The organism is Streptomyces davaonensis JCM 4913 (assembly GCF_000349325.1).
Classification (GTDB): Bacteria; Actinomycetota; Actinomycetes; order Streptomycetales; family Streptomycetaceae; genus Streptomyces; species Streptomyces davaonensis.
Genome location: NC_020504.1, coordinates 336,485 through 359,528 on the forward strand (window position 1 = coordinate 336,485; position 23,044 = coordinate 359,528).

The 23,044-nt window shown below is 69.1% G+C and carries 15 protein-coding genes and 9 pseudogenes; 17 read left to right on the forward strand and 7 right to left on the reverse strand.

Annotated features, from left to right (window positions below; translation table 11 throughout):
• Positions 1-216: 216 nt before the first annotated feature.
• Entirely contained in the window at positions 217-1,467 is a 1,251-nt protein-coding gene (locus tag BN159_RS01490; protein ID WP_041818707.1) for an IS701 family transposase, read from the reverse strand.
• Between the two features lie 191 nt (positions 1,468-1,658).
• Between BN159_RS01490 and BN159_RS46790 the strand changes: the two are divergent.
• Together BN159_RS46790 and BN159_RS47840 are read left to right on the forward strand one after the other, a co-directional pair.
• Positions 1,659-1,859: pseudogene (locus tag BN159_RS46790) on the forward strand (IS110 family transposase); the annotation flags it as partial.
• Between the two features lie 4 nt (positions 1,860-1,863).
• A pseudogene (locus BN159_RS47840) lies at positions 1,864-2,031 on the forward strand (IS630 family transposase); the annotation flags it as partial.
• A gap of 129 nt (positions 2,032-2,160) precedes the next feature.
• Here the strand turns inward: BN159_RS47840 and BN159_RS43460 are convergent.
• Positions 2,161-2,301 (reverse strand): annotated as a pseudogene (locus BN159_RS43460) (IS5/IS1182 family transposase); the annotation flags it as partial.
• A gap of 42 nt (positions 2,302-2,343) precedes the next feature.
• Between BN159_RS43460 and BN159_RS01500 the strand changes: the two are divergent.
• The 4 genes and pseudogenes from BN159_RS01500 to BN159_RS43465 form a co-directional block, all read left to right on the forward strand.
• Positions 2,344-2,623, forward strand: a pseudogene (locus BN159_RS01500) (MFS transporter); the annotation flags it as partial.
• Between the two features lie 223 nt (positions 2,624-2,846).
• On the forward strand, positions 2,847-3,008 hold the full coding sequence (locus BN159_RS01505) for a hypothetical protein (RefSeq protein WP_197541370.1): 162 nt from the start codon (positions 2,847-2,849) through the stop codon (positions 3,006-3,008).
• A gap of 108 nt (positions 3,009-3,116) precedes the next feature.
• Positions 3,117-6,404 carry a beta propeller repeat protein gene (locus BN159_RS01510; protein ID WP_157901053.1) on the forward strand — a complete coding sequence of 1,096 codons (3,288 nt, stop codon included), beginning with the start codon at positions 3,117-3,119 and terminating at the stop codon, positions 6,402-6,404.
• 39 nt (positions 6,405-6,443) lie between these two features.
• Positions 6,444-6,707: pseudogene (locus BN159_RS43465) on the forward strand (helix-turn-helix domain-containing protein); the annotation flags it as partial.
• Between the two features lie 91 nt (positions 6,708-6,798).
• On the opposite strand, the gene BN159_RS45590 reads toward BN159_RS43465, so the two are convergent.
• Complete coding sequence (locus BN159_RS45590) at positions 6,799-7,488, reverse strand: hypothetical protein (protein ID WP_041818709.1); 690 nt, start codon at positions 7,486-7,488, stop codon at positions 6,799-6,801.
• A gap of 475 nt (positions 7,489-7,963) precedes the next feature.
• Here BN159_RS45590 and BN159_RS47525 point away from each other — a divergent pair.
• The 4 genes and pseudogenes from BN159_RS47525 to BN159_RS47845 all read left to right on the forward strand — a co-directional run.
• A pseudogene (locus BN159_RS47525) lies at positions 7,964-8,116 on the forward strand (hypothetical protein); the annotation flags it as partial.
• A 55-nt stretch (positions 8,117-8,171) separates the two neighbouring features.
• Positions 8,172-8,318: pseudogene (locus BN159_RS46800) on the forward strand (RNA-guided endonuclease TnpB family protein); the annotation flags it as partial.
• Positions 8,319-8,367: 49 nt separating this feature from the next.
• The gene (locus tag BN159_RS45135) at positions 8,368-8,526 is read left to right on the forward strand and encodes a hypothetical protein (protein WP_015655107.1); all 159 of its coding nucleotides are present in this window, start codon (positions 8,368-8,370) and stop codon (positions 8,524-8,526) included.
• 6 nt (positions 8,527-8,532) lie between these two features.
• A pseudogene (locus BN159_RS47845) lies at positions 8,533-9,036 on the forward strand (hypothetical protein); the annotation flags it as partial.
• Positions 9,037-9,090: 54 nt separating this feature from the next.
• On the opposite strand, the gene BN159_RS01520 reads toward BN159_RS47845, so the two are convergent.
• Both BN159_RS01520 and BN159_RS01525 read right to left on the reverse strand, forming a co-directional pair.
• Positions 9,091-9,765, reverse strand: coding sequence for a Type 1 glutamine amidotransferase-like domain-containing protein (locus BN159_RS01520; protein WP_015655108.1), 675 nt, complete (start codon positions 9,763-9,765; stop codon positions 9,091-9,093).
• Between the two features lie 1,406 nt (positions 9,766-11,171).
• A complete protein-coding gene (locus tag BN159_RS01525; RefSeq protein ID WP_157901054.1) occupies positions 11,172-11,750 on the reverse strand; it encodes an RICIN domain-containing protein in 579 nt (192 codons plus the stop codon).
• A gap of 146 nt (positions 11,751-11,896) precedes the next feature.
• Between BN159_RS01525 and BN159_RS01530 the strand changes: the two genes are divergently transcribed.
• The 4 genes and pseudogenes from BN159_RS01530 to BN159_RS01540 all read left to right on the forward strand — a co-directional run bounded on the left by BN159_RS01530 (position 11,897) and on the right by BN159_RS01540 (position 17,809).
• Entirely contained in the window at positions 11,897-14,677 is a 2,781-nt protein-coding gene (locus tag BN159_RS01530) for an ATP-binding protein (RefSeq protein ID WP_015655111.1), read from the forward strand.
• 40 nt (positions 14,678-14,717) lie between these two features.
• Positions 14,718-14,892 (forward strand): annotated as a pseudogene (locus BN159_RS47660) (site-specific integrase); the annotation flags it as partial.
• A gap of 232 nt (positions 14,893-15,124) precedes the next feature.
• A complete protein-coding gene (locus BN159_RS01535; RefSeq protein WP_231905556.1) occupies positions 15,125-15,469 on the forward strand; it encodes a helix-turn-helix domain-containing protein in 345 nt (114 codons plus the stop codon).
• A 9-nt stretch (positions 15,470-15,478) separates the two neighbouring features.
• Positions 15,479-17,809, forward strand: a complete 2,331-nt coding sequence (locus BN159_RS01540) for a hypothetical protein (RefSeq protein WP_015655113.1) — start codon at positions 15,479-15,481, stop codon at positions 17,807-17,809.
• A gap of 48 nt (positions 17,810-17,857) precedes the next feature.
• On the opposite strand, the gene BN159_RS01545 is transcribed toward BN159_RS01540, so the two are convergent.
• The gene (locus BN159_RS01545; RefSeq protein WP_015655114.1) at positions 17,858-18,976 is read right to left on the reverse strand and encodes a sensor histidine kinase; all 1,119 of its coding nucleotides are present in this window, start codon (positions 18,974-18,976) and stop codon (positions 17,858-17,860) included.
• Complete coding sequence (locus tag BN159_RS01550) at positions 18,973-19,635, reverse strand: response regulator transcription factor (RefSeq protein WP_015655115.1); 663 nt, start codon at positions 19,633-19,635, stop codon at positions 18,973-18,975. The genes BN159_RS01545 and BN159_RS01550 overlap by 4 nt, the downstream gene beginning before the upstream one ends.
• A gap of 183 nt (positions 19,636-19,818) precedes the next feature.
• On the opposite strand from BN159_RS01550, the gene BN159_RS01555 reads away from it, so the two are divergent.
• Genes BN159_RS01555 through BN159_RS01565 form a run of 3 tightly spaced genes read left to right on the forward strand, consistent with a single transcriptional unit; the run spans position 19,819 to position 23,032 of the window.
• A complete protein-coding gene (locus BN159_RS01555) occupies positions 19,819-20,751 on the forward strand; it encodes an ABC transporter ATP-binding protein (RefSeq protein WP_015655116.1) in 933 nt (310 codons plus the stop codon).
• Positions 20,748-22,277, forward strand: a complete 1,530-nt coding sequence (locus BN159_RS01560; RefSeq protein ID WP_015655117.1) for an ABC transporter permease subunit — start codon at positions 20,748-20,750, stop codon at positions 22,275-22,277. The genes BN159_RS01555 and BN159_RS01560 overlap by 4 nt, the downstream gene beginning before the upstream one ends.
• The gene (locus BN159_RS01565) at positions 22,274-23,032 is read left to right on the forward strand and encodes an ABC transporter permease subunit (RefSeq protein WP_015655118.1); all 759 of its coding nucleotides are present in this window, start codon (positions 22,274-22,276) and stop codon (positions 23,030-23,032) included. Before BN159_RS01560 ends, BN159_RS01565 begins: the two co-directional genes overlap by 4 nt.
• Positions 23,033-23,044: the final 12 nt, after the last annotated feature.

A 23,044-nucleotide genomic window follows, 5' to 3' on the forward strand; every position in this document is an offset into this window, starting at 1 on the left:
GAGCTACGAGCCATCGACCGTCGAGCCTCCGTAGATGACCGGGACGACGGCAGGCGTGGGATGTTCGGCTGTATGACCGTGGGAGCAATGGGGCTTCGGTCCTACTAGGGCTTGGTCAGGTTCGTATGGGTGCGGGTATGTCGCGGTGGCAGGTGGGGCAGGCGCCGGCCCAGGTGGCGAGGAGGGTCTGCAGTTCGCGGACGACCTGGTAGAGGCTCAGGCCTGCGCCGTGTCTTTTGGGTCTTGTGCCAATCGCCGCAGGGTGCAGAAGGCGTGGGCGGCGGAGACGAGGGTGACGTGGTGGTGCCAGCCGTTCCAGGTGCGGCCCTCGAAGTGGGCCAGGCCCAGGGCCTGTTTCATCTCCCGGTAGTCGTGCTCGATGCGCCAGCGCAGCTTGGCCAGCCGTACCAAAGTGGCCAGCGGCATCCCGGAGGGAAGGTTCGACAGCCAGAACTGCACCGGCTCGCTCTCGCCGGCCGGCCATTCGGCCAGCAGCCAGCGTTCGGGTAGTTCTGGATTGTCGCCGGCTTTGCGCACGCCGCGTCCGGCCGGCCGCACGCGCAGAGCGACGAACCTCGAGTACATGCGTTTGAAGCCGCTGCGGCTGTTGCCTGGTCGGGACCCTTCCCGCCAGGACACCGGCCGCGCGGCCGTCTTTCCGGCCGCGATGACCAGGTCCTTCATGCTCTGCACAGGTTCGGGGTACTGCATCTTCGGTGGTCGGCCGGTGCCCGCATAGGCGGGCATAGCGGGCTGGGCGTCGGCCGGGTGGGCGGTGTGGCGGGAGGAAATGCCCACCGCATAGGGCAGGTTGCGTTCTTCCAGGCCGTGGCGGAAAGCGGCGGCATCACCGTATCCGGCGTCCGCGACGACCAGCGGGATGTCGATGCCCCACGACTGGGTCTCGTCGATCATGTCCAGGGCCAGCTGCCACTTCTCCACATGCCCCACCTGGGCGGGAATACCGCAGCGGCCGCGGCGGGCGATCTTGTCCCGGTCCGCCTCCGGCGACGTGGGGTCCCAGGAGGCGGGCAGGAACAGCCGCCAGTTCACCGCGGCCGAGGCATGATCGTGCGCTAGGTGCAAGGAGACGCCCACCTGGCAGTTGGTGACCTTGCCCGCGGTACCGGTGTACTGCCGCGACACACACGCCGAAGCGTCCCCGTCCTTGAGGAAGCCGGTGTCATCGATGATCAACGCATCCGGCCCGATCGCGTCCTGCGTCCTCCAGGCCAGACGGGCCCGCACATGGGCTGGGTCCCACGGGCTGGTCGTCACGAAGTGAGCCAGTGCCTGCCGATTGCCGTCCTCGCCCAGGCGGGCCGCCATCGGTTCGACCGACTTGCGCCGCCCGTCCAGCAGCAGCCCGCGCACATACACCTGTCCCCACCGCCGCTGATCCGCACGGAAGAACCCATCGAACATTTCCGCCGTGAAGGCCTCCAAGTCCTCCCGGACCAAGGCCATCTCCTCAGGTGTCACACCACACCAACGACACCCATGGACCAGTAGACACGCAACCCACAAATGAAGGTGACCAAGCCCTACTACTCGCGGAGTCACCCGATCCCTACGTTGTTCTGCAGGACGTGGTGAGCCCTTCGTATGGTTCACCCACCCAGGGGTGCCGGGCGTGGCTGTCACCCGATAGCCGATGACGTGGCTTCCACATCTCGGCGTTGTTCAGCATCCGACATTCCGATGAATCGCGTCAGTTCTACGACCGCAAACGCGCTGACGGCAAGCGTCACACCCAGGCCGTCATCACCCTTGCCCGCCGCCGCGTGAACGTCCTCTGGGCTCTCCTACGCGACGGGCGATACTACGAACTAACCCCACCCAGTGCCCTTGCGGCTTGACAGACCCGAGCTCAACCCGGTCGAAGGCGTCTGGTCGCTGCTGCGACGCGGCTACACCACTAAAGTCTCCTTCACCAGCCCAGACCACCTCATCCGCACCGTCCGCCAGGGCCTTCGCAAGACCCAGTACCGTCCCGCCCTCCTCGACGGCTGCCTCACACAAACCGGACTAGCCCCTCGGGCCCGGATAACTCACTGCGACACCACGAATTCAAGCTCAGTAGAACTGACCGTCACGAAGTTTCCGCCACAGCCAAAAACGCTGATCCCCATCAGTGCTGCCGGAGGCGTGCGTGCGCCTCGACCAGTCGATGCGGCCTTCAGCGTCGGCGTCGACCAGTACGGCCGCGAAGACCTTGTCCCACGTGCCGTCCGCCGACCAACGTCTGTGCCGCTCGTACACGGTCTTCCAGCTACCTCGATAACCCGGGCCGCTTCGCTGCGCGGCGTCAGCATCTGCGGGCAAGCCCTGGTCTGCATCTGTTTCTCCACCGCGATGAACCTGGCCACAGCCGGCATCCCCGCAGGTGGGTGGTTCGATCGGCATCGCGCTCCTCAACACGCTCGCGACAGGCGCCGCCACCAACTACCTCGTCGGCAAGCAGCCCACGCCCCAGGTCCAGGCCCAGGCCCCTTTGGAGAGCTACTCGACGGCGTACTGGTGGTCGGCCCCGTTCTTCGCGGTCGGCTTCGTGGTCACCCTGGCCCTGTACCGCCGGGGTGTGCCCACCGGGCATCCCACGGAGGCCGCGGTCCAGATGTGACCGCTGCCCGCCTGCCCTCCTGTGGCAACCGAGATCATGTACGGGAATCGCGAAAATTGGGCACCAGTTGACGTATTGACGCCGAATGTCCCCTCGCCCCACAGTGAGTGTCGTCTCCACAGGCCGGCAATCCGGGGGAAGGCCAATGCCGGAAAGACAGAAGGTGCGCGCCCGTTTCTGGGCCGAGACGGCATGTGCCGGGCTGAGCGCCATTCTTGCGATCATGACCGCCTTCACCCGCGAATGGATCGAACTGCTCTTCGGGGTGGATCCGGACGGCGGCAACGGAAGTCTCGAATCGGCGCTGGTCGTCCTGTTCGCTGTGGCGGCCTGCGTGTTCGGACTGGTCGCGCGCGCGGAACGGCGCAGGGCTGCGCCGGCCTGAGCTCATACGCGCGAGAATGCGGGTGGTCCCACCCGTTGGATTGCGGGTGGTCCAGAAGATCAGGCAGCCACCGCTTCAGCAACGGACGATCTGAGGTCTCTCATGGGTGTGCGTGCCGAAGACGCTGACAAGCCCGACGCTGCACCTGCTCCGCCCTTTCCGCCCGGCCCGGAACGAAGACTCGCTCTCGCCCACGATCTGCTGCAGCGCAAAGGGTTCGAGGACGCCCTGACGTTCGGGAAGTGGAAACTCGATACGTCGTTCCGTTGGCGCCTGTCCGCCCTCACCGGAATCGCCCGCCGCGACGAGGCCTTCCACGCCGGTCATGCGCACGACGTGCTGCCGCTGAACGGCGGCGCCGCACTGGTGGCCGCGCACACCGGCGGCGTGTGGCTGGTGCTCTCCACCGGAGGCGCGGTCTGTGTCAGCAACCTCTGGTCCCAGCCGAACGTGAACTGTCTGGTCCAAGGCCCACGTCCGGACGAGATCCTGGCGCTCGGAGACGGCGCGTACGCCACCCACTGGGGCCACCTCTTCGCCCGCCTGGCCTGGCTGCCCATCACCATGCCGCCGGGCGTCGCCAGGATCCATGCCGCCGAATACATGCCGGGCGCCGACATCGTGGTGGTCGCGGCCAACCAGGACGTCTTCTGGAGCCCCTGGCCCGCGACCCCGCTCGGGCCGTGGGCCTGGACGCCCGTGGGACTGCCAGGCGACTTCCAGGGGCTCGCCCTGGGCCCCAACCAGACCATCTGCGCCGCCGCCAGGGGCGGCGCGATCTCCGTGCTCGCCTTCACCGCGGCAGGCGGACTGCAGCTCGCCGCGACGGCCACGGTCAACGGAATCGTCCCCACGGACATGCGCACCACGATCCTGACGTCCTCCCCCGCCGACCGGAACCGCATGTACGCGGCCACCTCACGCACCGCCGGCCGGGACGAGTGGCTCCTGGCAGTTCTTCGCTCCAACGACGGCGGCCGCACGTGGAACGCCTGCGCCAACACCCTCACCGGCGACCCCGGAAGGGATCTGCTGCAATCCGCGGGCAACCAAGGTGGCTGGAACAACGCGCTCGCCGCCTCGCCCGTCAATGCCGATGTGGCCCTCCTGGGCTGGCGCAAGGCAGGCATCTATCTCACCGAGGACGGCGGGCAAACCTGGACCCTGCGCGCCAACGACGACCCGGGGAGCAACGCGCATCTGCACTCCGACGTCCACGCGATGCGCTTCGACACCGAGCAGGCGGACGGCCGTCGGTACCTCGTGGCCAGCGACGGCGGAGTCGTCACGACCGACGACCTCGGCGGCACGTACACCAGTCTGTTCAACTCCCGCCTGCCCACCTTGCAGTTCGGCAGCAACCCGCCACGCAGCAACCAGGAGGGCAGCGGGTCATCGTTCGCGGCCCGCCCCGACGGCGTGATTGCGGGCGGATTGCAGGACAACGGGGTGGTGTGGAAACGAGCGGGCAGATACGAGCCCTGGCACCACGCGGCCGAAAGCGATGGTCACCGCGCCGTCTTCCTGTCCACGGGCGATCTGCTGCTGACGACCAACGTCGCCCCGGCCCCCCAGCTCTGTATCTGGTCCGCCCAGGGCTGGGGCTCCTTCGGCCCGCCGCGCACCGTGCTGCGCTACACCGCCGCGCCGGGTGCCGCGGGCAGAGCCGAGGACGGCGTGCGCGACCTGCGACCGGGGGACCCGCCGCCCGGCGGCTTCCGGCACACCCCCATGTCGGCGGTTCACTCGCCATCTTTCCACCGGACCAGCACGTGGTCCCTGCCGGGGCCGGTCGGTGGGGCACCCGGACCGACGTACAGGCGCCTGATGCTGGCCGTCGCCGCCATCCACGCGGATGTCTACGGTCTCTTCGCGGGCCTGGACCCTTCACGGCCGCTGTGGGCTTGGGAGTACTTGGGAACCGTCAGCCAACTCGACGCGGCCTCCCAATACATCACCGCCGTCGCCTCATTCGACGGTCACACCGTCTACGCGGGCACCTCCGACGCCCGCATTTTCGCCGTCGACAGCAAGAACGGCACGAGCATTGACCTTCCGGTCACACCCGTCGCCTCGCCCGCCTTCGGCGGGCACATATCCCAACTCATCCAATACGGCAGCGGCCAGGACGCCTACGCGATCCGAGGCAGTGATCTGCTGCGCCTGGACGGCCTCAAGTGGCAGCCCGTACGCAATCTCCCCGTCGAGCAGCTCTTCGCGGTCGAAGTCAACCGGGCAGGCGACGTCACCGAGGTCTTTGCCGCGACCGACTCCAAGGTCTTCGTCAGCCGCGACGCGGGCGACACCTGGAAGCTCGCCACCGCCGGTCTGCCGCAGCGTGCTCACTGCACCGGCCTGGCCATCGGAGCCGACGAGAACGGTGACCGCGTCCTGTACCTGTCGACGTACGGCCGATCCGTCTGGGACACACTGATCCGCTCCGTACCCGCCGCACCGGGCACGCAACTTCCGGGCGACGCACGCCCGCAGGCGGAGATGGCGACCGGACTGCGTGTGATGTCCGCACGCCTCGCCGGCGCGGCCCGTCGGGAAGAGGCCACGGCAGCCGGCCTGGAGTCCGCCCGCATCACTGCGGACTTGATCACGGACCCACAGCAGCTCGACCCGGCGTCGGTCAAGAACGAGGCACGGGCCACCGCCCACCACCTCATCGAGGTGGTGGGCGCCTGGCCAGGAGCAGAGAGCATCACCGCGACGCAGACAGGCGTGGCCCTGTACCGCGGACTCCTGGCGGACCAACCCGACGACCGAGAGGCGCGCAACATGGTGGCGTGGGGGCTGTCCGACCGCTTGGCGGTGCGCCAGAGCCAGGCAGGCAACAACGACGCAGCGGCCGCGGCAGCCCGCGAAGCCATCGAGATCACGCTGGCCCTGACCACGGACCCAGGTTCACTGTCAGTACCGGACCTGGCCCGCCGCGTCGTCGAGGTAGCGGGCTACCTGCCAATCGCGGAAGCAGTCACCTCGACACGGAAGGGTGTGGAAGTCTTCCGCGGCCTCCTGGCCCCACACCCCGACGACAAGGAACTGCGCAACCTGCTGGCATGGGCCCTCTCGGACCGCCTCGTCGTACGCCAGAACCAAGCCGGCGACACCGAATCCGCAGCAGCCGGCGCCCGCGAAGCCATCGAGATCACGCAGGCCCTGACCACGAACCCAGGTTCACTGTCAGTATCGGACCTGGCCCGCCGGGTGGTGCTGGTGGCGGGGTACCTGCCGGCGGCGGAGGCGGTCACGGCGACCCGGTCGGGCATCGAGGTGCTCCGGCAGCTCGTGACAGAACGACCCGACGACCGAGACCGGCGCAACCTGCTGGCATGGGCCCTGACGCTCCTGGCGCAACGCGAGGCTGCCACGGGGGCCACTCCGGACTGAAGGCTGTTGCAGAAGGCTGCGAGCTGGGCATTCTCTTGTATGCGTGGGGTGTTGAGGGCTGAGCAGGTCTGGGTGGGGACCTTCACGGGGCTGCGGATGCGGCAGTTCGAGGGCTTGTTGCGGGTGGTGCGGGAGCGCGGTGGCAATGGGCCTGACGGCGGTCGTCCGTGGGCTCTGCCCTTGTCGGACCGGGTGCTGCTGGTAGCTGTGTACTACCGGACGAACCTCACGATGCGGCAGCCGGCACCGCTGTTCGGGATTTCATCGGCAACCGTGTGCCGATACGGACCGTGTCACGGCCCGCCATGCGTGAGCGGCCGGTGGAGAGCTTCGTGCAGCGGGACGACCCGATCCCTCATCAGCTCCCGGCGCTCGCGGGTCAGCAGTACTCTCGCTATTCGCCCGACCCTGGTTGGCCGTCGTCTGGGGCACCCCGCGCGTTGGAGGGCGTGTGTCCGTCTGGGGGAGTGACCGATCTGGTCCAAATGATGGGGGCGTAGTTCATCTGGGTGGCATTGCCAATGAATACTTGGCGTTCATAGGCAAGGAAGTCGACCAACGAATCGCGAATGGCCTTGGCGCGGCTACTGAGATCGGCGTTGTCGAAGACGGCGTCCGGGGCCAGGATGCGCGCCCTCAGCTCTCGAGTGAGCTCGTGCATCTCGACAGTCACGGGCCGGCCCCTGTCCGCTGTCCCGTTGGCATCGCGTGTGTTGCGGAGTCGCGGAGAGAAGTTCACCAAAGAGACAGCTCTGACAACGGCTTGAAGCGCGGGTTCCGCCTTCTCGTCGTACATGGCTACCTCAACTGCCCTGCCCACCTGAAGATCCTGAATCGTCCAAGCCACGAGGCGGAACCAGTCCTGGACAGACACTGATGTGTCCGCAAGTGTCTGGAGCCTCTCCTCTTTCATCTCGCCCGATCGGCGCTCGTCTTCGCGGAGCGTCTGCGCACGATCCATTTCGATCTCGTGTCGGCGCCGCCTCCTGTCGATCTGGCCGGGCCCATACACCCCGGCTAAGCCGCCGATCAGCGCACCGCTGATCCCACTGATGAGACTGTAGAAGGTCGATCCGTCCGCCATGCACTCACTGTGACCGAGCTACTGCAGGACGGGAAGGTTCGGTGCACCATGCGTGCATTGAGCCCGCCGACAACCTGCCGAACGGCATCCCTGTGCGAGGCTTCTGTGGCTCTTGCGATCACCTCCGGAGCCCCCGAATGACTCGCTCGCCAACGTCAGCGCAAGCACCCACCAGTCGACGTGATTCTCGCCCCGCGGCTGCGGCAACGGCCGCAACCATGGACGGCGGGGGCGGCTCTCCTGTCTCAACGGACGCCTACGGCGCCGCTGTCGCGGTGGGCTTCGCCCATCCTTCTGAGGTGTCCGGCGAAAGGGAGGCGCCGCGGAAGATCGCCGAAGTCATCGCCGCCGCTCTCAGCCATGCGACCCGACCGGCATCGATCGTGCCGCCAGGACCGATTCCGCGTTCCAGGCATATCGTAACAAAAGGTGCCACTCTCGGTGCACGCATCCACACTTGGCGGAAGGAACGGCCATGCCCACTCCCGCAGCACCGCAGCCTCCCCTGGACACCGCCAAGCAGGAGGCGTTCGCGAGTGAAGTCCTCGATGTCCTGAACAAGAGCGCACTCGCCCTGTTGACCAGCGCCGGTCACCAGTGCGGCCTGTTCGACACGCTGGCCACCCTCCCGCCGTCGACCAGCGCCGAGATCGCGGAGGCGGCGGGCATGAACGAGAGGCTACTGCGGCTGGACGGCGAACGCCGACTGGAACGCGGCTCGGAACATCTTGCACCTGTACCGGATCGGCCACGTCATCGTGGAGGTCCCGGCCGCCGGAAGGCGCGGTCGCAGGGCGGGCAAAACCGTCAAGCCTGTCACCGCAAGGTAGACGGGAATCCCCTTCCTGAGCTTGCGAAGGAAGGGGAGAGCTTCAATGCATGACGACCTCGCTCAGCACCGGCGGCGCGGGCCTGGGCACGGCCTGGGGCCAGGGGACGGCCGAGCGGATGCTCCGGGACGCCGGGTTCGAGAGCATCGACATCAAGACCGTGGAGGGCGACCCGTTCAACGTCTACTACATCGCGACCAAGCCCTGAGCCGAGCCAGGGCAGGCCCTGAAGGACCTGGTCATCGCGGTCGGCCGGGCGGCCGCGCGGTCAGTGTCCTGGCGGGAGGGATCCCGCCCGGGCACAGGCCGAAGTGGCTTCAAGCGTATGTACTCGCGTTTCGTCGTCCTCAGAGTCCGCCCGGCCGGACGCGGTGTCCGCAGGGCCGTTGACGATCCGGAGTTGCTCGAGCGATGGTTGCTGGCCCAGTGGCCGGCCGGTGAGAGCGAGCCGGTGCAGTTATGGCTGTCGAACCTGCCCCCTGGGATGCCCCGGCCACCCTGGTCCGGCTGGCCAAGCTCCGCTGGCGCATCGAGCACGACTACCGCGAGCAGAAACAGGCCCTGGGACTGGCCCACTTCGAGGGCCACACCTGCGGCGGCCGGCACCGCAGGTCTGAGCCTCTACCAAGTCGTCCACGAGCTACAGACACTCCTCGCCACCTGGACCGGCGCCTGCCCCACCTGCCACCGCAACATACCCACACCACTACGAACCTGACCAAGCCCAAATAGTGATCACGCCCGCAACCAGCGCGAGCACACCACCCCCAGCTCAAGGGGCGAACAGCTTCCAGTGCCCCTCGGAGACGACTTCGACGCTGCCGTCGGTCACCTTGATGGCGGTCTCGTCGTCGATCGCGTACCCCGGTCGCGGGATACCGGCGGCCCACTTCTGCGCGTTGGCCATGGCGTTGTCCGGGAGATTCTCGTGGTCCAGGTGCGGGAAGATCGAGAAGTCGACCATGCCCAGCGCACCGTCGTCACCGGTGGGCGGCTTCCAGGCGTAGGACTCGCTGAAGTCCTTCCCAATGCTGGGGGCCATGACCATGCTCCCGGCGCTCGCTCCCACATAGACCGTCTCGCGCAGCGACGGCAGCAGTTCGGCCAGCCCGGACTGCCGCATCCAGTGACACAGATACAGGGCATCGCCGCCGCCTGCCAGCAGGACGTCGGCCTCTCGGACCGAGGGGAGCCACAACTCCTCGCCCAGGCTGGGCAGCGCGGTCAGCTCCAGCACCCCCAGCGACTTCCAGCCCACCTCGCACAGGGAGATGACGGATCGTCCACTGATGAACCGCCATGCCGAACCGACACCGCCGGGCATGGCATACGCCGCGGTGGGAATGCACAGGGCGTTGGCCTCGCCAACCGGTTTGCCCAGCAGGTCGACCAGCGCGTCGTGGATGCTCGCGTTCTTGATGCCGGCAGATGTGAGAAGAAGCCGCACGATACCTCCCGAATCGAATGCGATGAAGCGGTCTGACATACAGACCTGGGACCACCCCGAAACTCATCGCCCCCGAACAGGATCCAGCTCCCGCAACAGGCCACTTGCCGCGTAGGACCGGCTCGGGCGCTTTTGCAGCACGCGCGAACAGCGGCGAGTTCCGGCGAACCCCCGGTGGCAGACGATCACCCGGTGCCGATCACGCCGCCGACCAGAACGAGTCCGCGGCCACCGGCCACACCAGACCCGCGACCAGCGACTTCAGGACGAGACAATCTCAGTGGACCTGTCTCTCGAAGTCCTGTCCTGCATCCAGGACGAAAACGACGGCGATCCGTACGCCACAGACTGAACCTTCACCACGGCCGAAACAGCACGGCATCCCGGCTGGCGACCATCTTGAGCACCTCGCGCGGCCTCTCTCCCGACCGGTACGCACTCGCCGCTTCCAAGACCCCATCCTGCGACACGAGTTCCGCCGCCCAACCACGAACAGCAACGGCACACGGCATCACTCGCTCACCGCAGAGTCACCCTCCGCGACCGCTCCCCAAGATCTGTGACAGAGCCGAGAACTGACAACACTGGTCGCCGGGTGGTCAGCATGAGAGCCGATGCCTCGGCCCCGGTGTCGTCCACCGCCTGACGGCCGGCCTGCGTCCTCTTGTCGATCTCTGCGAACTGCACAGTGGCTGGGTAGTAGGGGTGACGATCAGGGTCTCCGCCTCCGTACGTTTGGCAGCCAGCGGGATTGCGGAGGTATGAAGGGTGCACGAACTCTCCACGCAGATGGCCCAGTTCATGGCCACTGGACGTTGCCCGCACTGCAGTGCCCGGATCACACCGTCGCATGTCAACTTCCCGAAAAACGCGCTCTTTGACGGGGCAACACAACTTCTCCGCCCCCTCGCGGCGCGCCGAATCGCCCCTGCGGGCGCCCCCATAGCGTTGTCAATCGAGCAAGGGCGAGCCTCATTTGCGCTGCCAAAGCTGCGGCAGGTCCTGGTGGGTTCGTTCAGTGGCGGAGACGGTCAACCCCGAATTGGATTTGCGCCCCTGCCTCGACAGCAAGAACCGTGCAGAGCCCTTTCGTCCTCTTCGCCATTCCGTACCCGAGCGCGACCGTGTGGTGGATGTGCGACGAAGCCGGATCGCGGCGGCCGGCGGACACCATGGCAACGAGCCAGGGCCCGCGCGCCGTTCGGCCTGCGGGCCCCGCGTCCCCCTCTGTCTGCCGAGGACGAGCGCCTTCTCCCCTGCCCTGCCAGTAGGGCGCTCTGCGGCCGGGCGAGGTACGGGTTGCCCCGGGTCGGCTCGGACGTGCCGGGCGAGGTGTACCGCTGGACGGCGACGGAGTCCGGTCCGTCGTCGAAGTGGAGCGCCCCGACCGGCCCCGGCACCTGCTACTACGGTGCCGGGACGAAGCGCCAGAGCTGGTTGGCGCCGTTCCAGCAGTCGCCCTGGATCACGTCCGCGCCGTGGGCCCTGCTGGCGTACGCGACGTCGAGGCACTTGCCGCTGTGGCGGGCACGGATCTGGTAGTACTTGCCGACCTCGGGCCTGGTCACCTGCTGCGGGATTCCGTAATGGTCCTCGAAGAAGCCCCAGGCCTGGTTCCAGCCGCCCCAGCAGTCGCCCTGGATCACGTTCGCGCCGTGGTCCTTGCTCATGTACGCGACGTCGAGGCACTTGCCGCTGTGCCGCGGCTTGATCTGGAAGTACCAGGTGCCGGGAAGCTGCTCCAGCCGCCACTGCTGGTTCCAGCCGTTCCAGCAGTCGGCCTGGAGCACGTCCGCGCCGTGCTCGAAGCTGATGTGCGCGACGTCGAGGCACTTGTCGCTGTGCAGCGGCCTGACCTGGAAGTACGCGGCGTCCGGGACGGGCACTGCGTGCGCGGGGCCCGTGAACCCCCAGAAGGCGCTGGTCAGAGCGGCGCCGAAGACGGCCGCGGCGCGAGCCATCCGCCGCACGGTGTTACTTGCCATGATGATCTCCTTTGGGTTCCGTTCCGTGGGGTGCATGCCGACCACGGTGGCTCCCGCAGAGCGCTCTGGGCATCAGTGCTGCCACTGAACCGCGGTACGTATCCGACACCGGCCCCCATGGCGTGCGCCTGCGGGATACTGTCTCGGTGGGAAGCGAATTCGTCGGACGGGCGGCCGAGTTGGCGGTGCTCGCCCAGCGGATCGAGGCCGCGGCGCGGGGCTCCGGATCCGTCGTGCTGCTCGCGGGACCAGCGGGCATCGGCAAGAGCACCCTGGCGGCCGAGGCACTGCGCCGCCATGCCGGTCCCGCGTGTGTCACCGTCGTACGGGGCCACTGCCCGAGGGACGCCGTGGCGCCGCCGCTGTGGCCCTGGCAGCGCGCGTTGCGCCTCGCGGGAGCCACCCCCGCAGTCCCCGGACAGCGGACCGCCGGGCCGTCGGAGGACGGGGCGGCGGCGGGGCAGCGGCCGTGGAGCGTACGGGAACCGGCCGATGCGGCTGCGGTGCGGTTCCTGGAGCTGGTTCAGATGAGTGAGGCGCTGGCCGCTGCGGCCGCCGAACGCACCCTGGTCGTCCTGTTGGAGGACCTGCACTGGGCCGACACCGCAAGCCTCGACCTGCTGCGGCAGCTGACCGGCGAGGTCGCTGAGTGCGGGCTGTTCGTGCTGGGCACCTTCCGCGAACCGGTGCCCGAGGAAGCCGCCGGAGCCCTCGCGGACCTGGGCCGCTACGGGGCCACCACGCTGCGTCTTGCGCCTTTCAGCCGGGAGGAGGTCGCACGCTGCGTCGGCGAGGTGGACGCGGCGGAGTCTTATCGGCGGACGGGCGGGCTGCCCCTGCTCGTGACCGCGCTGCGCACGCACGCGAGCAACCTCGGCACCGTCGTCAGTGGCCTGCTGGCTGGGCTCACAGCCGAGCAGCGCGACGTCGTACGGGCCGCGGCCGTACTCGGCGAACGCCTGGACACCGCTCAGCTTGCCGCAGTCCTGCCGGAGTCGTGCGAGACCACCGTGGCCCAGGCGCTGGAAGCGGCCTGGCACGCGGGGGTCCTCACGGCGGCGAACTCCCCCGGCGTCGGGCGCGGCTACCGCTTCACCCACGATCTGGTACGCGAGGAGGTGCTCGGCCGGACCACCCGTGCGGCCGCCCGGGCTCTGCACCGGGCGGCCGCGCTGGCATTGGAGCGGGCCCACAACCCCGCCGAGGCGGCCCGTATCGCGGCCCACTGGCGGCTGTCGGGCCCGGAGCCCGGGCACCGCGCCGCCGCCACACGCTGGTCCCGGATCGCCGCGGACCAGGCCCGCGAACGGTACGCCTACGCGGATGCCGCCCGGCATCTGGGGGAGGCCGCCGCCGTCCTCGACGCGGCGGACCCGCAGCGCGCCCCGGCGCTCATCGAACTGGCCCGCGCCGAGTATCTCGCCGGGCGCTACGACGCCAGCCTGCGCCACTGCGACGAGGCGTCCGAGGCGGCGATCTCGACCGGCCGGCCGGCCCTGCTCGCCGAAGCCGCCCTGGTACTGCAGGGCGTCACGTTCCCCCACGCCTCACAGGCCATCACCCGGCTGTGCCGGGCGGCGTTGGCCACCTCGGACCTGCCGGACGCGATGCGCGCCCGCCTGCTCGCCCAACTCGCCACCGCCTCGGCCGAGCTCGAATCGTTCGAGGAGGCCACCGAGCAGGCCCGCGCCGCCCTCTGCCTGGCCGAGGCCGCCGGTGACCTGCGAGCCGAACTCGACGCCGCCCGAGCGGTGCAGATGACCCTGACCCTTCCCGACGACACCACCGAACGCCTGCGCCTGGGCGAGCTGGCCGTCTCCCGCGCCGAGCAGCTCGGCGACCCGCTCGCCGCCGTGCTCGGCCACCAGTGGCGCGTCCAGGCCGGATACCTGCTCGGCCGGCTGGACGTTGTGGACGACGCGATCCGCGGCATCGAGGCGGTCGTGGCCCGTTCCCCGCTGCCGCTGACCCGCTGGCACCTGCTGCGCGTCAGCGCCGCCCGGGCAGTGCAGGAAGGACGCTTCGCCGAGGCCCGTGGCTGCAACGCGGACGCCACCGAGCTCGCCCTGGCCAGCGGGGACCACCAGTCCGCGACCGCCTTGAGCTCCGTACTGCAGCTGCAGCTGGCCCAGGTCCGCGGCGACGCCGGCGAACTGTCCGAGGAGATGTGGCGTGGCTTCGACCGGGCACCGAGACACCCGAGGATCCAGTCCTTGCGGGCACGGGCGCTGTTCCTCGCCGGACGGCTGGACGAGGCACTGGACGCCTACGACCAGCTACGCCCGCTCCTTCCGGTCCCGACGGCGCACCCGCGGTGGCCCGCCATGCTGCTGAACCTGGTCGACCTGATCGAGCTGGCCGGTGACGCCGGGGCCGCACGACTGGTGTACGACCAGCTCGCGCTGTTCCGGTCCCACCCAGGCGCGATCGGCATACCCACGGCGTACTTCTCGGGCACGGTCAGTCGTGACCTCGGCCGGCTCGCCCTGACCGCCGGCCGCCGGAACCAGGCCGAGGAGCTGCTGCGCGAGGCGCTGACCCGCAACAGGGCCCTCGGCGCGCGGCCGTACGTGGCAATGACCTGCCTGGACCTGGCCGCCGTCCTACGTGACAAAGGTGGCCTCCCAGAGGCGGCCACCCTCGCCGGGGAGGCACTGTCGATCGCCGACCGGCTCGACCTGCCCGGCCCCTCCGCCGTCGCCGGGCGCCTCCTCGGCGAAATCGCCGCCCAGCGCGACAACACCGACCCGCTCACCCCGCGCGAGCGCCAGATCGCCGAGCTTGTCACCCAGGCCCGCACGAACCGCCAGATCGCCGACGACTTGGTCATTTCTGAACGCACAGTGGAAAGCCACGTCCGCAGCATCCTCGCCAAGCTCGGCTGCGCAAACCGAACCGAAATGGCTTCACGACGGGCCCAACACTGAAAGGGGCGGGCAGAGCACGCCCGAAACGTGCCGCGCACTTCGTGAGGGGCGCGAGCTGCTCTGGTGGTACATCGAGGAGGTTCGGGCGGAGTTCGGCGACGACGCCGACCATCCGTCGGGGCCCCTGTGGCCGTCCGAGCGCAAGCCCAAGGCGATAGCGGCGCTGAATCTGCCGATCGCGCCGGCGATCACACCCTCGACGTTCCGCCGCCCGTGGTCCTCCACGAGCTGGAGTACTACGACGGGATCGCTCGCCGGACTGAGGCCGCCAACCCGCCTGGACTCGCCGATGACTTCACGGCGTGGGTCCGCACCGGCTGAGGCATTCGGGCAGTTCCAATACCCGACTCCACCATTAGCGACCGCGCACGCCGAACCGGAGCACGCGAGTCTGGCCGCTAGCGCCCGAGCGGCCCAACGACTGGTGATGGACAAGGGGAACCTGCGGTGAAGTGGAATCTGCGGATGGTCGCCGCCCAACGGGACCTATGGCGACCGACCGAAGTGCTGGCCGCGTTCCAGCAGGTCGGGTTCAAACCGTCGCTAAGCAAGGTCGCCGCGCTGTGGAGCGGCAAGCCGGTCACGGTTCGCCTGGACGACCTGGACCTGATGTGCGCGGCGCTCGACTGCACGGTCGCCGACCTGCTCCAGGCCGAGCCCGTCGCCGGCGCGCAGGCCGCCCAGGACTCCGGCCAGGCGGCGGTCGGCGCCGAGGGGCGGGAGCCGGGGCAGGTGAGGCCCGTCCCCCGTACCCGCCACGGCGGCGGGCCGCGTTCACTGCCGCCGAGCTGAGGAATGGGCATGGCGAAGAAGACGGGAAGTGCCCGCAGTTGCGAGATGTGCCTGAGCTGGTCGGTGCTGTACGGGCGCCGGATCTGCCACGGCTGCGAGCACTGGAAATACGATTACCCCGCACGCGGGGTGTGCCCGCGATGCCGACACGAGGCTCACCTCAACACCGAGGGACTGTGCAAGCCCTGCCTTCAAGCCATCCGGGTCGAAGACGACGCGGAATGGGCGCCAGCCGTCCCCGAGGCACCGCCGCGCGCCCTTCAGCTCACGATCGGCACCTACCGCCACTACGCGACGCAGGCCCGCAAGATCGTGCACGGTGAGAGTGGCGGGCGTGGGGTGAACGCCAGGTGGAGACGCATGCTGAGCCAGCAGCGCGAAGAGCCAGCCGGTGCGGCGGTACTGGAGCCGCAGGTGTGGGGCCAGCTTCCCCTGTTCACCCTGCCGCGCACCCTCACCGACGCCACGGTCCGCGCTCTCGCCACCCGGACGGTCTCCGGCTGGGACCAGGTCCAACCCGTGCTGGAGGTGGTGACGGCCGAGCGCCGCTTGACCAGAGCCTGGTACTACCGGATCGCCAAGATGGTCCGCCTCGCTCTGGCCGTGCGCGAGGCGGACGGCTTCGCGACGGCCCCCGAGACGCTGTTGCGGGACCTGCCGACGAACGGTGACACGGTCTGCCTGGTCCTGCTACGCGCCGGCCTGCTGGCCCCGCCTCAACCCCGACAACTCCCCCGGGTCTGCCAACCTCAGGCCTCCGACGTCACCCCAGTCCCGAACTCATGGTTTGCACCACGCCAGTGCAGCGACTGCCAAGCCTGGATGCCCGGAAGGCGGCATGCGGGATTCCTCTGCGACCCCTGCCGGTACTGGCGGGAGCGACAACAGCCTGGGGACTGTACGCGCTGCCGCCGGGACGGGCTGCCGCTGCGTGCCGGCTACTGCCGCACCTGCCCTCCCTACCGCGATGCCGACCGGACACGGCCTCCTGTCAGGTCGGCCACACAACTGGTGATCGACCTGCCCGCTGGCGTGGGCGCACCGAACCTGCCGCTCCAAGCCGACGACGAACCCCTACCGCTGCCCGCGGACATGACGCCCGCGACGACGGTCTGCCAGGGCCAGGAGAGTCTGTTCACTATGCGCCGCAACTGGTCGCCGGTGTTGGCCCGACTGCGGAGTCGGCCGCTGGGCGAACTGCCGCTGACCGCCGCGGCCAGCGCACTGGTGGAGGACTTCGCCGAGCTTCGCCGCGACCAGCAGACGTCGGGCTTACGCAAGAACATCCGCACCCTCACCATCCTGGGCTACTGGCTCGGCGTCGAGAACGCCTTCCACGAGCGCGACATCCACGACTTGGCCCAGCTGGACACGCACCTCGCGGCCAAGCCCGTCTGCCAGTTCCTGCGGGCCCGTGGCCAGCTCGTCGACGACCCCGAACTCCACCGGGACCGCGACTTGGCTTGGATCGAAACCGCCCTCCATGCGCTACCGCAACCCGTCGCCGACGAAATCCGCACATGGGTGGACGTGCTGCGCGCCCAAGCCCCCCGTGAGAACGAACCGCGCAGTTGGGAGGGCATCCGTCGCTACCTGACCACTCTGCAACCGACCCTCACCTCTTGGACAGCGGCCGGCATGACGACCCTTCGGGAAGTCACCTCGGACCACCTTCACGACACGCTGGAGGACCTGGCCGGGACCGCCCGACGCCAGCTCGCCACCGCACTGCGCAGCCTGTTTCGGGCTCTCAAGCGCAAACGGGTGATCTTCCGCGACCTTGCCCGCCACCTTGCCGTGGGCGATTTGACGGGCATCCCACGGCCGGTTCCCTCCGACCTGCTGGCTGGCCTGCTCGACCGTGTCGAAACCCCATTCGCGCGGCTCACCATCGCCTTGGCCGCCGTCCACGCCGTCCCTGCCGCCGAGATCCGCACCGCGCGAACCGCCGATCTGAACCTCGCCCGTGGAACCCTCGAACTGCGCCGAGGCCTGCTGCGACAAACCCTCTACCTGGAGGAACTCACCCACCGGCTTGCCGCCGACTGGTTGGCTTACCGCCACCAACGCTGGCCCGCCTCCGTCAATCCCTATCTGCTGGTCAGCCAGAAAACCGCCCTCGACCCGGACCACCCGGCCGTACACAGGGTCACCCTCGGCCAGGTCGTCCTACCCAACGGACCCACCCTCGACAGGCTGCGCCAAGACCGGATCCTCGACGAGGCCTTCGCCACCGGCGACCCGCTCAAACTCATGAGGTTCTTCGGCATCACCGAACAGACCGCCATGCGTTATGTCAGCACCGCCTATCCGGAGCGAACCGCGAAGCTGCCCAGGTAGCCGGGCCCCTCGCGCCGACGCGCCTACCCACGCCCTTGCCGCGCCGCCTCACCGGCTGAGGTTCGGATGAGATGTGTGCGTGAACCGAACGGTGATGGACAGGCCGCCTTCGGGGGGTGCAGTGGTGGTGAGGGCCGCGTAGTGGGCTTGGGTGACGGCGCTGACGATGGCGAGGCCGAGACCGTAACCCTCGCGGCGGCCGTGACGGTCGGGCGCCAGTTTCTGGAAGGGGTGAAAGAGTCGCTGGATCTGGTTGTCGGGGATGACCGGCCCGCTGTTGGTGACCGTAAGGGTCACCTGGGTGCCGGATGTCTGGGTGGTGATCTCTACGTGCCCGTCTGGGTGGTTGTGGCGGATGGCGTTGTCGACGAGGTTGGCGACGAGGCTTTCGATCAGCCTTGGATCCCCGGCCGTCACTGCGGGCGTAAGGTGTTCGGCCAGGTCGATGCCTCTGTCTGTTACTTGGTCGCGGCGGGAGGCGAGCACTCCTTCGACGACTTGGGCGAGGTCGAGGGTGTCTCGGCGAGAGATTCCGCGCTCGCTGGTGGCGAGGACAAGGAGTGCCTTGACGAGCCGTTCTTGGTGTTCGCCGAGGGCAAGGGCCTCCTGGCAGGCCGAGCGCAGAGCGTCGGTGTCGGCGTCAGGGTTGGCGAGGGCGACTTCGAGGAGGGTGCGTAGGCCGGCGAGGGGGGTGCGTAGCTCGTGGGAGGCGTTGGCGACGAAGTGGCGTTGGGCGTCGAAGGAGGCTTGAAGGCGGGCGAACAGGTCGTCGAGGGTGTGGCCGAGTTCGGTCAGCTCGTCTGTGGGCTCGCCGAGGTCGAGGCGCCGGTGGAGGTTGCCGACGGAGATGCTTCTGGCGGTGGCTGTGATGGCGCGTAACGGGTGCAGGAACCGGCCGGCGACGAACCAGCCGAGTGCCAGGGCGACGGGAATCAGAACGACCAGGGCGACGGCGGATCCCGCGAGGAGGTGGGGCAGGCTGATCCCGCGCCCGGTTCCGGTGGTCACGCTCGACGGGGGGTGGCCTTTGGGTGTGGCCGCATCGACGCTGGCGAGTGGGACAATTACGAGGACGAGCACGAAGACCCCGGCGGCGTAGATGCCCGCCGCGTAGGGGAGCGCGAGCCGTGTCTGCAAGGACCTTCTGGCGAGCTGCTGGGAGGTCATGACGATCCGATGCGGTAGCCGCCTTCGCGGATGGTCTCAATCACGGGCGGGTCGCCGAGCTTGGCCCGTAACCGGTGCATGGTGTGCTTGACGGCGCTGCTGAAGGGGTCGGCGGCCGCGTCCCAGACGCGTTCGAGCAGCTCCTCAGCGGAGATGACCAGGCCGGGTGCGGCGAGCAGGCATTCGAGCAGGGCGAACTCCTTGGGGCTCAGCTCAAGGCGCCGGCCGGCCCGGAATGCGACGCGGCGGGCCGGATCGAGGGCGATGTCCCCGCATGCCAGGGTGGGCGGTAGCGGTGGGGTGGCGCGGCGGGCCAGGGCACGGACGCGAGCGACCAGTTCGGCGAACGCGAATGGCTTGGGCAGGTAGTCGTCGGCGCCCAGGCTGAGCCCGTCGACGCGGTCCTCGATCGTGTCGGACGCGGTGAGCATCAGTACGCGGGTCGCGCAGCGGCCGTGGGCGAGTTGCCGGCAGATCTCGTCCCCGTGGACGCCGGGCAGGTCGCGGTCGAGGATCACCACGTCGTAGCGGGTGACGGCCAGATGGTCTAGGGCGGCGGTCCCGTCCAGGACGACGTCGACGGCCATGCCCTCGTGGCGCAGGCCGGTGCCGATGGAGCGGGCGAGGACTTCGAAGTCCTCGACGACGAGGACCCTCACCGCCGCTCACCGCCGGTCGTCGTGCGGGCGGGGCGGCCGGACCGGCCCGCGGGTCGAGGTGGCATGCGTCAACGATGCCAGATCCCAGGTCTCAGCCGGGTCGCAGCGGCTGCGACCCGGCTGGAACCGGGTGCCGCGTACAACCGTCGGCATGAGTGCATTTCGAACCGTGAGCTCGCTGCGATGAGCGCTGGGATCGTCGTCGCCGGACTGCGCAAGCAGTATGGGGCGACCCTGGCCCTCGACGGCATGTCCTTTACCGTCCGTCCAGGTGTGGTGACCGGCTTCGTAGGGCCGAACGGGGCCGGGAAGTCCACCACGATGCGGGTGATCCTCGGCCTGGACGCGGTCGATGAGGGCACCGCACTCATCGAGGGCCGTCCCTACCACTGTCTTCGGCATCCGCTGAACCATGTCGGTTCGCTGCTGGACGCGGCGGCGCTGCACCCCGGCCGCAGCGGGCGTAACCACCTGCTGTGGCTGGCGCACGCGCAGGGCCTGGCCGCGCGGCGGGTGGACCAGGTGATCGAGCAGGTCGGGCTGACCCCGGCAGCCCGGCGCAAGGCCGGCGGCTACTCGCTCGGCATGCGGCAGCGGCTCGGGATCGCCGCGGCCCTGCTGGGCGACCCGCCGATCATCATGCTCGACGAGCCGTTCAACGGCATGGACCCCGACGGCATCATCTGGATGCGCGGATTCCTGCGGTCACTGGCCGCTCACGGCCGCGCCGTCCTCGTGTCCAGCCATCTCATGAGCGAGGTGCAGGACACAGCCGATCATCTCGTCGTGGCCGGGCGCGGCAAGGCCATCGCCGACTCCAGCGTGGCCGACCTGATCGCGGCCGCCTCCCAGAACCGGGTGGCCCTGCGGACCACGGCCCGGACGCACGCCATGAGGGTACTCGCGCATACCGGCGCGAGCGTGGCGGCCACCGGCCGGGACACCATCACCGTCTCAGGCCTGTCTGCGGATCGGATCGTGACGCTGCTCAGCCAGAGCGCAGTGCCGTTCTCCGAGGTATCGGCACACCGCGCCACTCTTGAGGACGTCTACCTGGAGCTCACCCGTGAGGCGGTCGAGTTCCGCGCTGCGACGCCCACGGAGGTCTCGCGGTGACCGCCACGCTCACGCCGTCCCGTTCCGAGCGGCGGGCCGGGCGGAGCGGCTTTGCCCAAGTGGTGCACGCGGAGTGGACCAAGTTCCGGACGGTCCGGGGCTGGGTGACCGCCATGATGGCGGCGGCACTGATGATGGTGTTGTTCGCCCTGCTCGTCGGGGTCAGCGGCAACCAGAAAGGCTCACCACCCGTTCCGATCGGACCGGGCGGTGGGCCGGTCACCGACAGCTTCTACTTCGTGCACCAGCCGCTCGCCGGAGACGGCAGCATCACCGTCTCCGTCTCCGCGCTCAAGAGCAGCATCCCCAAGGGCCCCGGGGACCTGCGGCCCGGCACCGTGCCGTGGGCGAAGGCCGGGCTCATCATCAAGGAGAGCACCCGCCAGGGATCACCCTACGCGGCGATCATGGCCACCGGCAGCCACGGCGTGCGGATGCAGGACGGCTACGTCAAGGACACGGCCGGCCCCCCAGGTCTGGTCTCCGCCGAGTCCCCCCGCTGGCTGCGGCTGGACCGCTCGGGCGACACGATCACCGGCTACGCCTCCACCGACGGCACGAAATGGACCAAGGTGGGCACCGCGCAGGTGAGCGGGCTCGGATCGACCGCGCAGGTCGGGCTGTTCGTCGCCTCTCCGCCTGCCGTGGGCGGCGGGGGCACGGCAGGCAGTGTGTCCACGGCCACCTTCGGGGATCTTCGTACCCAGGAGGGCTGGGCCGGTGGCAACTGGACAGGCGGTCAGGTGGGAGCCACATCCCCCAGCTTCGCTGGCTACCCGGAGAACGCCTCGGGTTCGTTCGCGGGATCCGACGCCCGGTTCACGGTGACCGGTGCCGGCGACATAGCGCCCGCTGTCCGCGACAGCCTGCCGACCGGCGGGCACCTCCGGGACATCCTCGCCGGCACGTTCGCCGCGCTGATCGCGGTGATCGTCGTGGGGGCGCTGTTCATCACCGAGGAGTACCGGAGCAAGATGATCCACCTCACGCTGGCCGCGAGTCCGAGGCGAAGCCGGGTGCTGGTGGCCAAGGCGATCGTGTTGTGGGCCGTCACCTTCGTCGCCGGGTTGGTGGGGGCGTTCCTCGCGGCCCCGCTCGGTGAGCGGCTCGCCCGGGGCAACGGCGTCTACATCTTCCCGGTGTCGTCCTCAACCGAACTGCGGGTGGCGTTCGGGACCGCGGCGCTGCTCGCGACCGCCTCGGTCCTGGCCCTCTCCATCGGCGCCATCTTCCGGCACAGTGCGGGCGCGGTCACCACCGTCATCGTGGCCGTCGTGCTGCCCTACATCCTGATCGCCATCCCGTTCATGCCCGCAAGCGTGTCGAAGGGAGTGGCCACGGTGACACCGGGCGCAGCTTTCGCCGTCCAGCAGACGCTTGTGCCATATGGCCAGGTGGCAAGCAATTACACGCCCTACTACGGCTACTACCCGCTGGCGCCATGGGTCGGGTTCGCAGTACTGGCCGGCTACGCGGTGGCAAGCCTGGCCGTGGCCGCCGTCCTTCTCAACAGGAGGGACGCATGAGACTGGCATTGCACGCGGAGTGGACGAAGATGCGGACCGTCGCCAACCCTGTATGGCTGCTGCTCGGTACCGTCGCGGCGACGGTGGCCCTGAGCACCGTGGCGACCTCGGTGGTGCACTGCACGGCGAGTGGCTGCGGCGGCGACACGACCAAGCTCACCCTCATGGGCGTCTACCTCGGCCAGGCGCTGGTCGGCATCCTGGCGGTGCTGATCATCAGCGGGGAGTACAGCACGGGCATGATCCGCACCACCCTGACGGCGGTGCCGCGGCGAGCCACCGCCTTCGCGGCCAAGGCCATCGCTCTCACCGGCGTCGTGGCCGTCGCCGGAACGGTCGCCGTCCTCGGGGCGGTACTCGCCGGGCGGCTCATCCTGCCCGACCTCGGCGACCAGGCCCTGTCCCTGTCCGACGGGCCGACGCTGCGCGCGGTCGTCGGCACGGTCCTCTACCTGATCCTGATCGGCCTTCTGAGCCTCGGTGTCGCGACCGCCGTACGGGACTCCGCCACCAGCATCGGGGTCGTCCTCGGCCTGCTGTACATCGTCCCGATCGTCTCCCAGACCATCAGCGACCCGGACTGGCAGCGCCTGCTCGAGAAGATCGCGCCGATGAGCGCCGGGCTCGCCATCCAGGCCACCACCGATCTCCATAGCCTGCCCATCAGCCCCTGGGCCGGCCTCGGCGTGACCGCCGGGTGGGCCGCCGCGGCGCTGCTGGCCGGCGGCCTGCTGCTGCGCATACGTGACGCCTGAACGCCCTCCGGC

What these genes read in the sequence shown, in the direction of transcription:
- BN159_RS01525 (WP_157901054.1), bottom strand. Translation starts at nt 11,750, where the DNA reads ATGGCAAGTAACACCGTGCGGCGGATGGCTCGCGCCGCGGCCGTCTTC.
- BN159_RS45590 (WP_041818709.1), bottom strand. Translation starts at nt 7,488, where the DNA reads ATGGCGGACGGATCGACCTTCTACAGTCTCATCAGTGGGATCAGCGGT.
- BN159_RS01565 (WP_015655118.1), top strand. Translation starts at nt 22,274, where the DNA reads ATGAGACTGGCATTGCACGCGGAGTGGACGAAGATGCGGACCGTCGCC.
- BN159_RS01555 (WP_015655116.1), top strand. Translation starts at nt 19,819, where the DNA reads ATGAGCGCTGGGATCGTCGTCGCCGGACTGCGCAAGCAGTATGGGGCG.
- BN159_RS01490 (WP_041818707.1), bottom strand. Translation starts at nt 1,467, where the DNA reads ATGGCCTTGGTCCGGGAGGACTTGGAGGCCTTCACGGCGGAAATGTTC.
- BN159_RS01545 (WP_015655114.1), bottom strand. Translation starts at nt 18,976, where the DNA reads ATGACCTCCCAGCAGCTCGCCAGAAGGTCCTTGCAGACACGGCTCGCG.
- BN159_RS01505 (WP_197541370.1), top strand. Translation starts at nt 2,847, where the DNA reads ATGACCGCCTTCACCCGCGAATGGATCGAACTGCTCTTCGGGGTGGAT.
- BN159_RS01540 (WP_015655113.1), top strand. Translation starts at nt 15,479, where the DNA reads ATGGCGAAGAAGACGGGAAGTGCCCGCAGTTGCGAGATGTGCCTGAGC.
- BN159_RS45135 (WP_015655107.1), top strand. Translation starts at nt 8,368, where the DNA reads ATGACGACCTCGCTCAGCACCGGCGGCGCGGGCCTGGGCACGGCCTGG.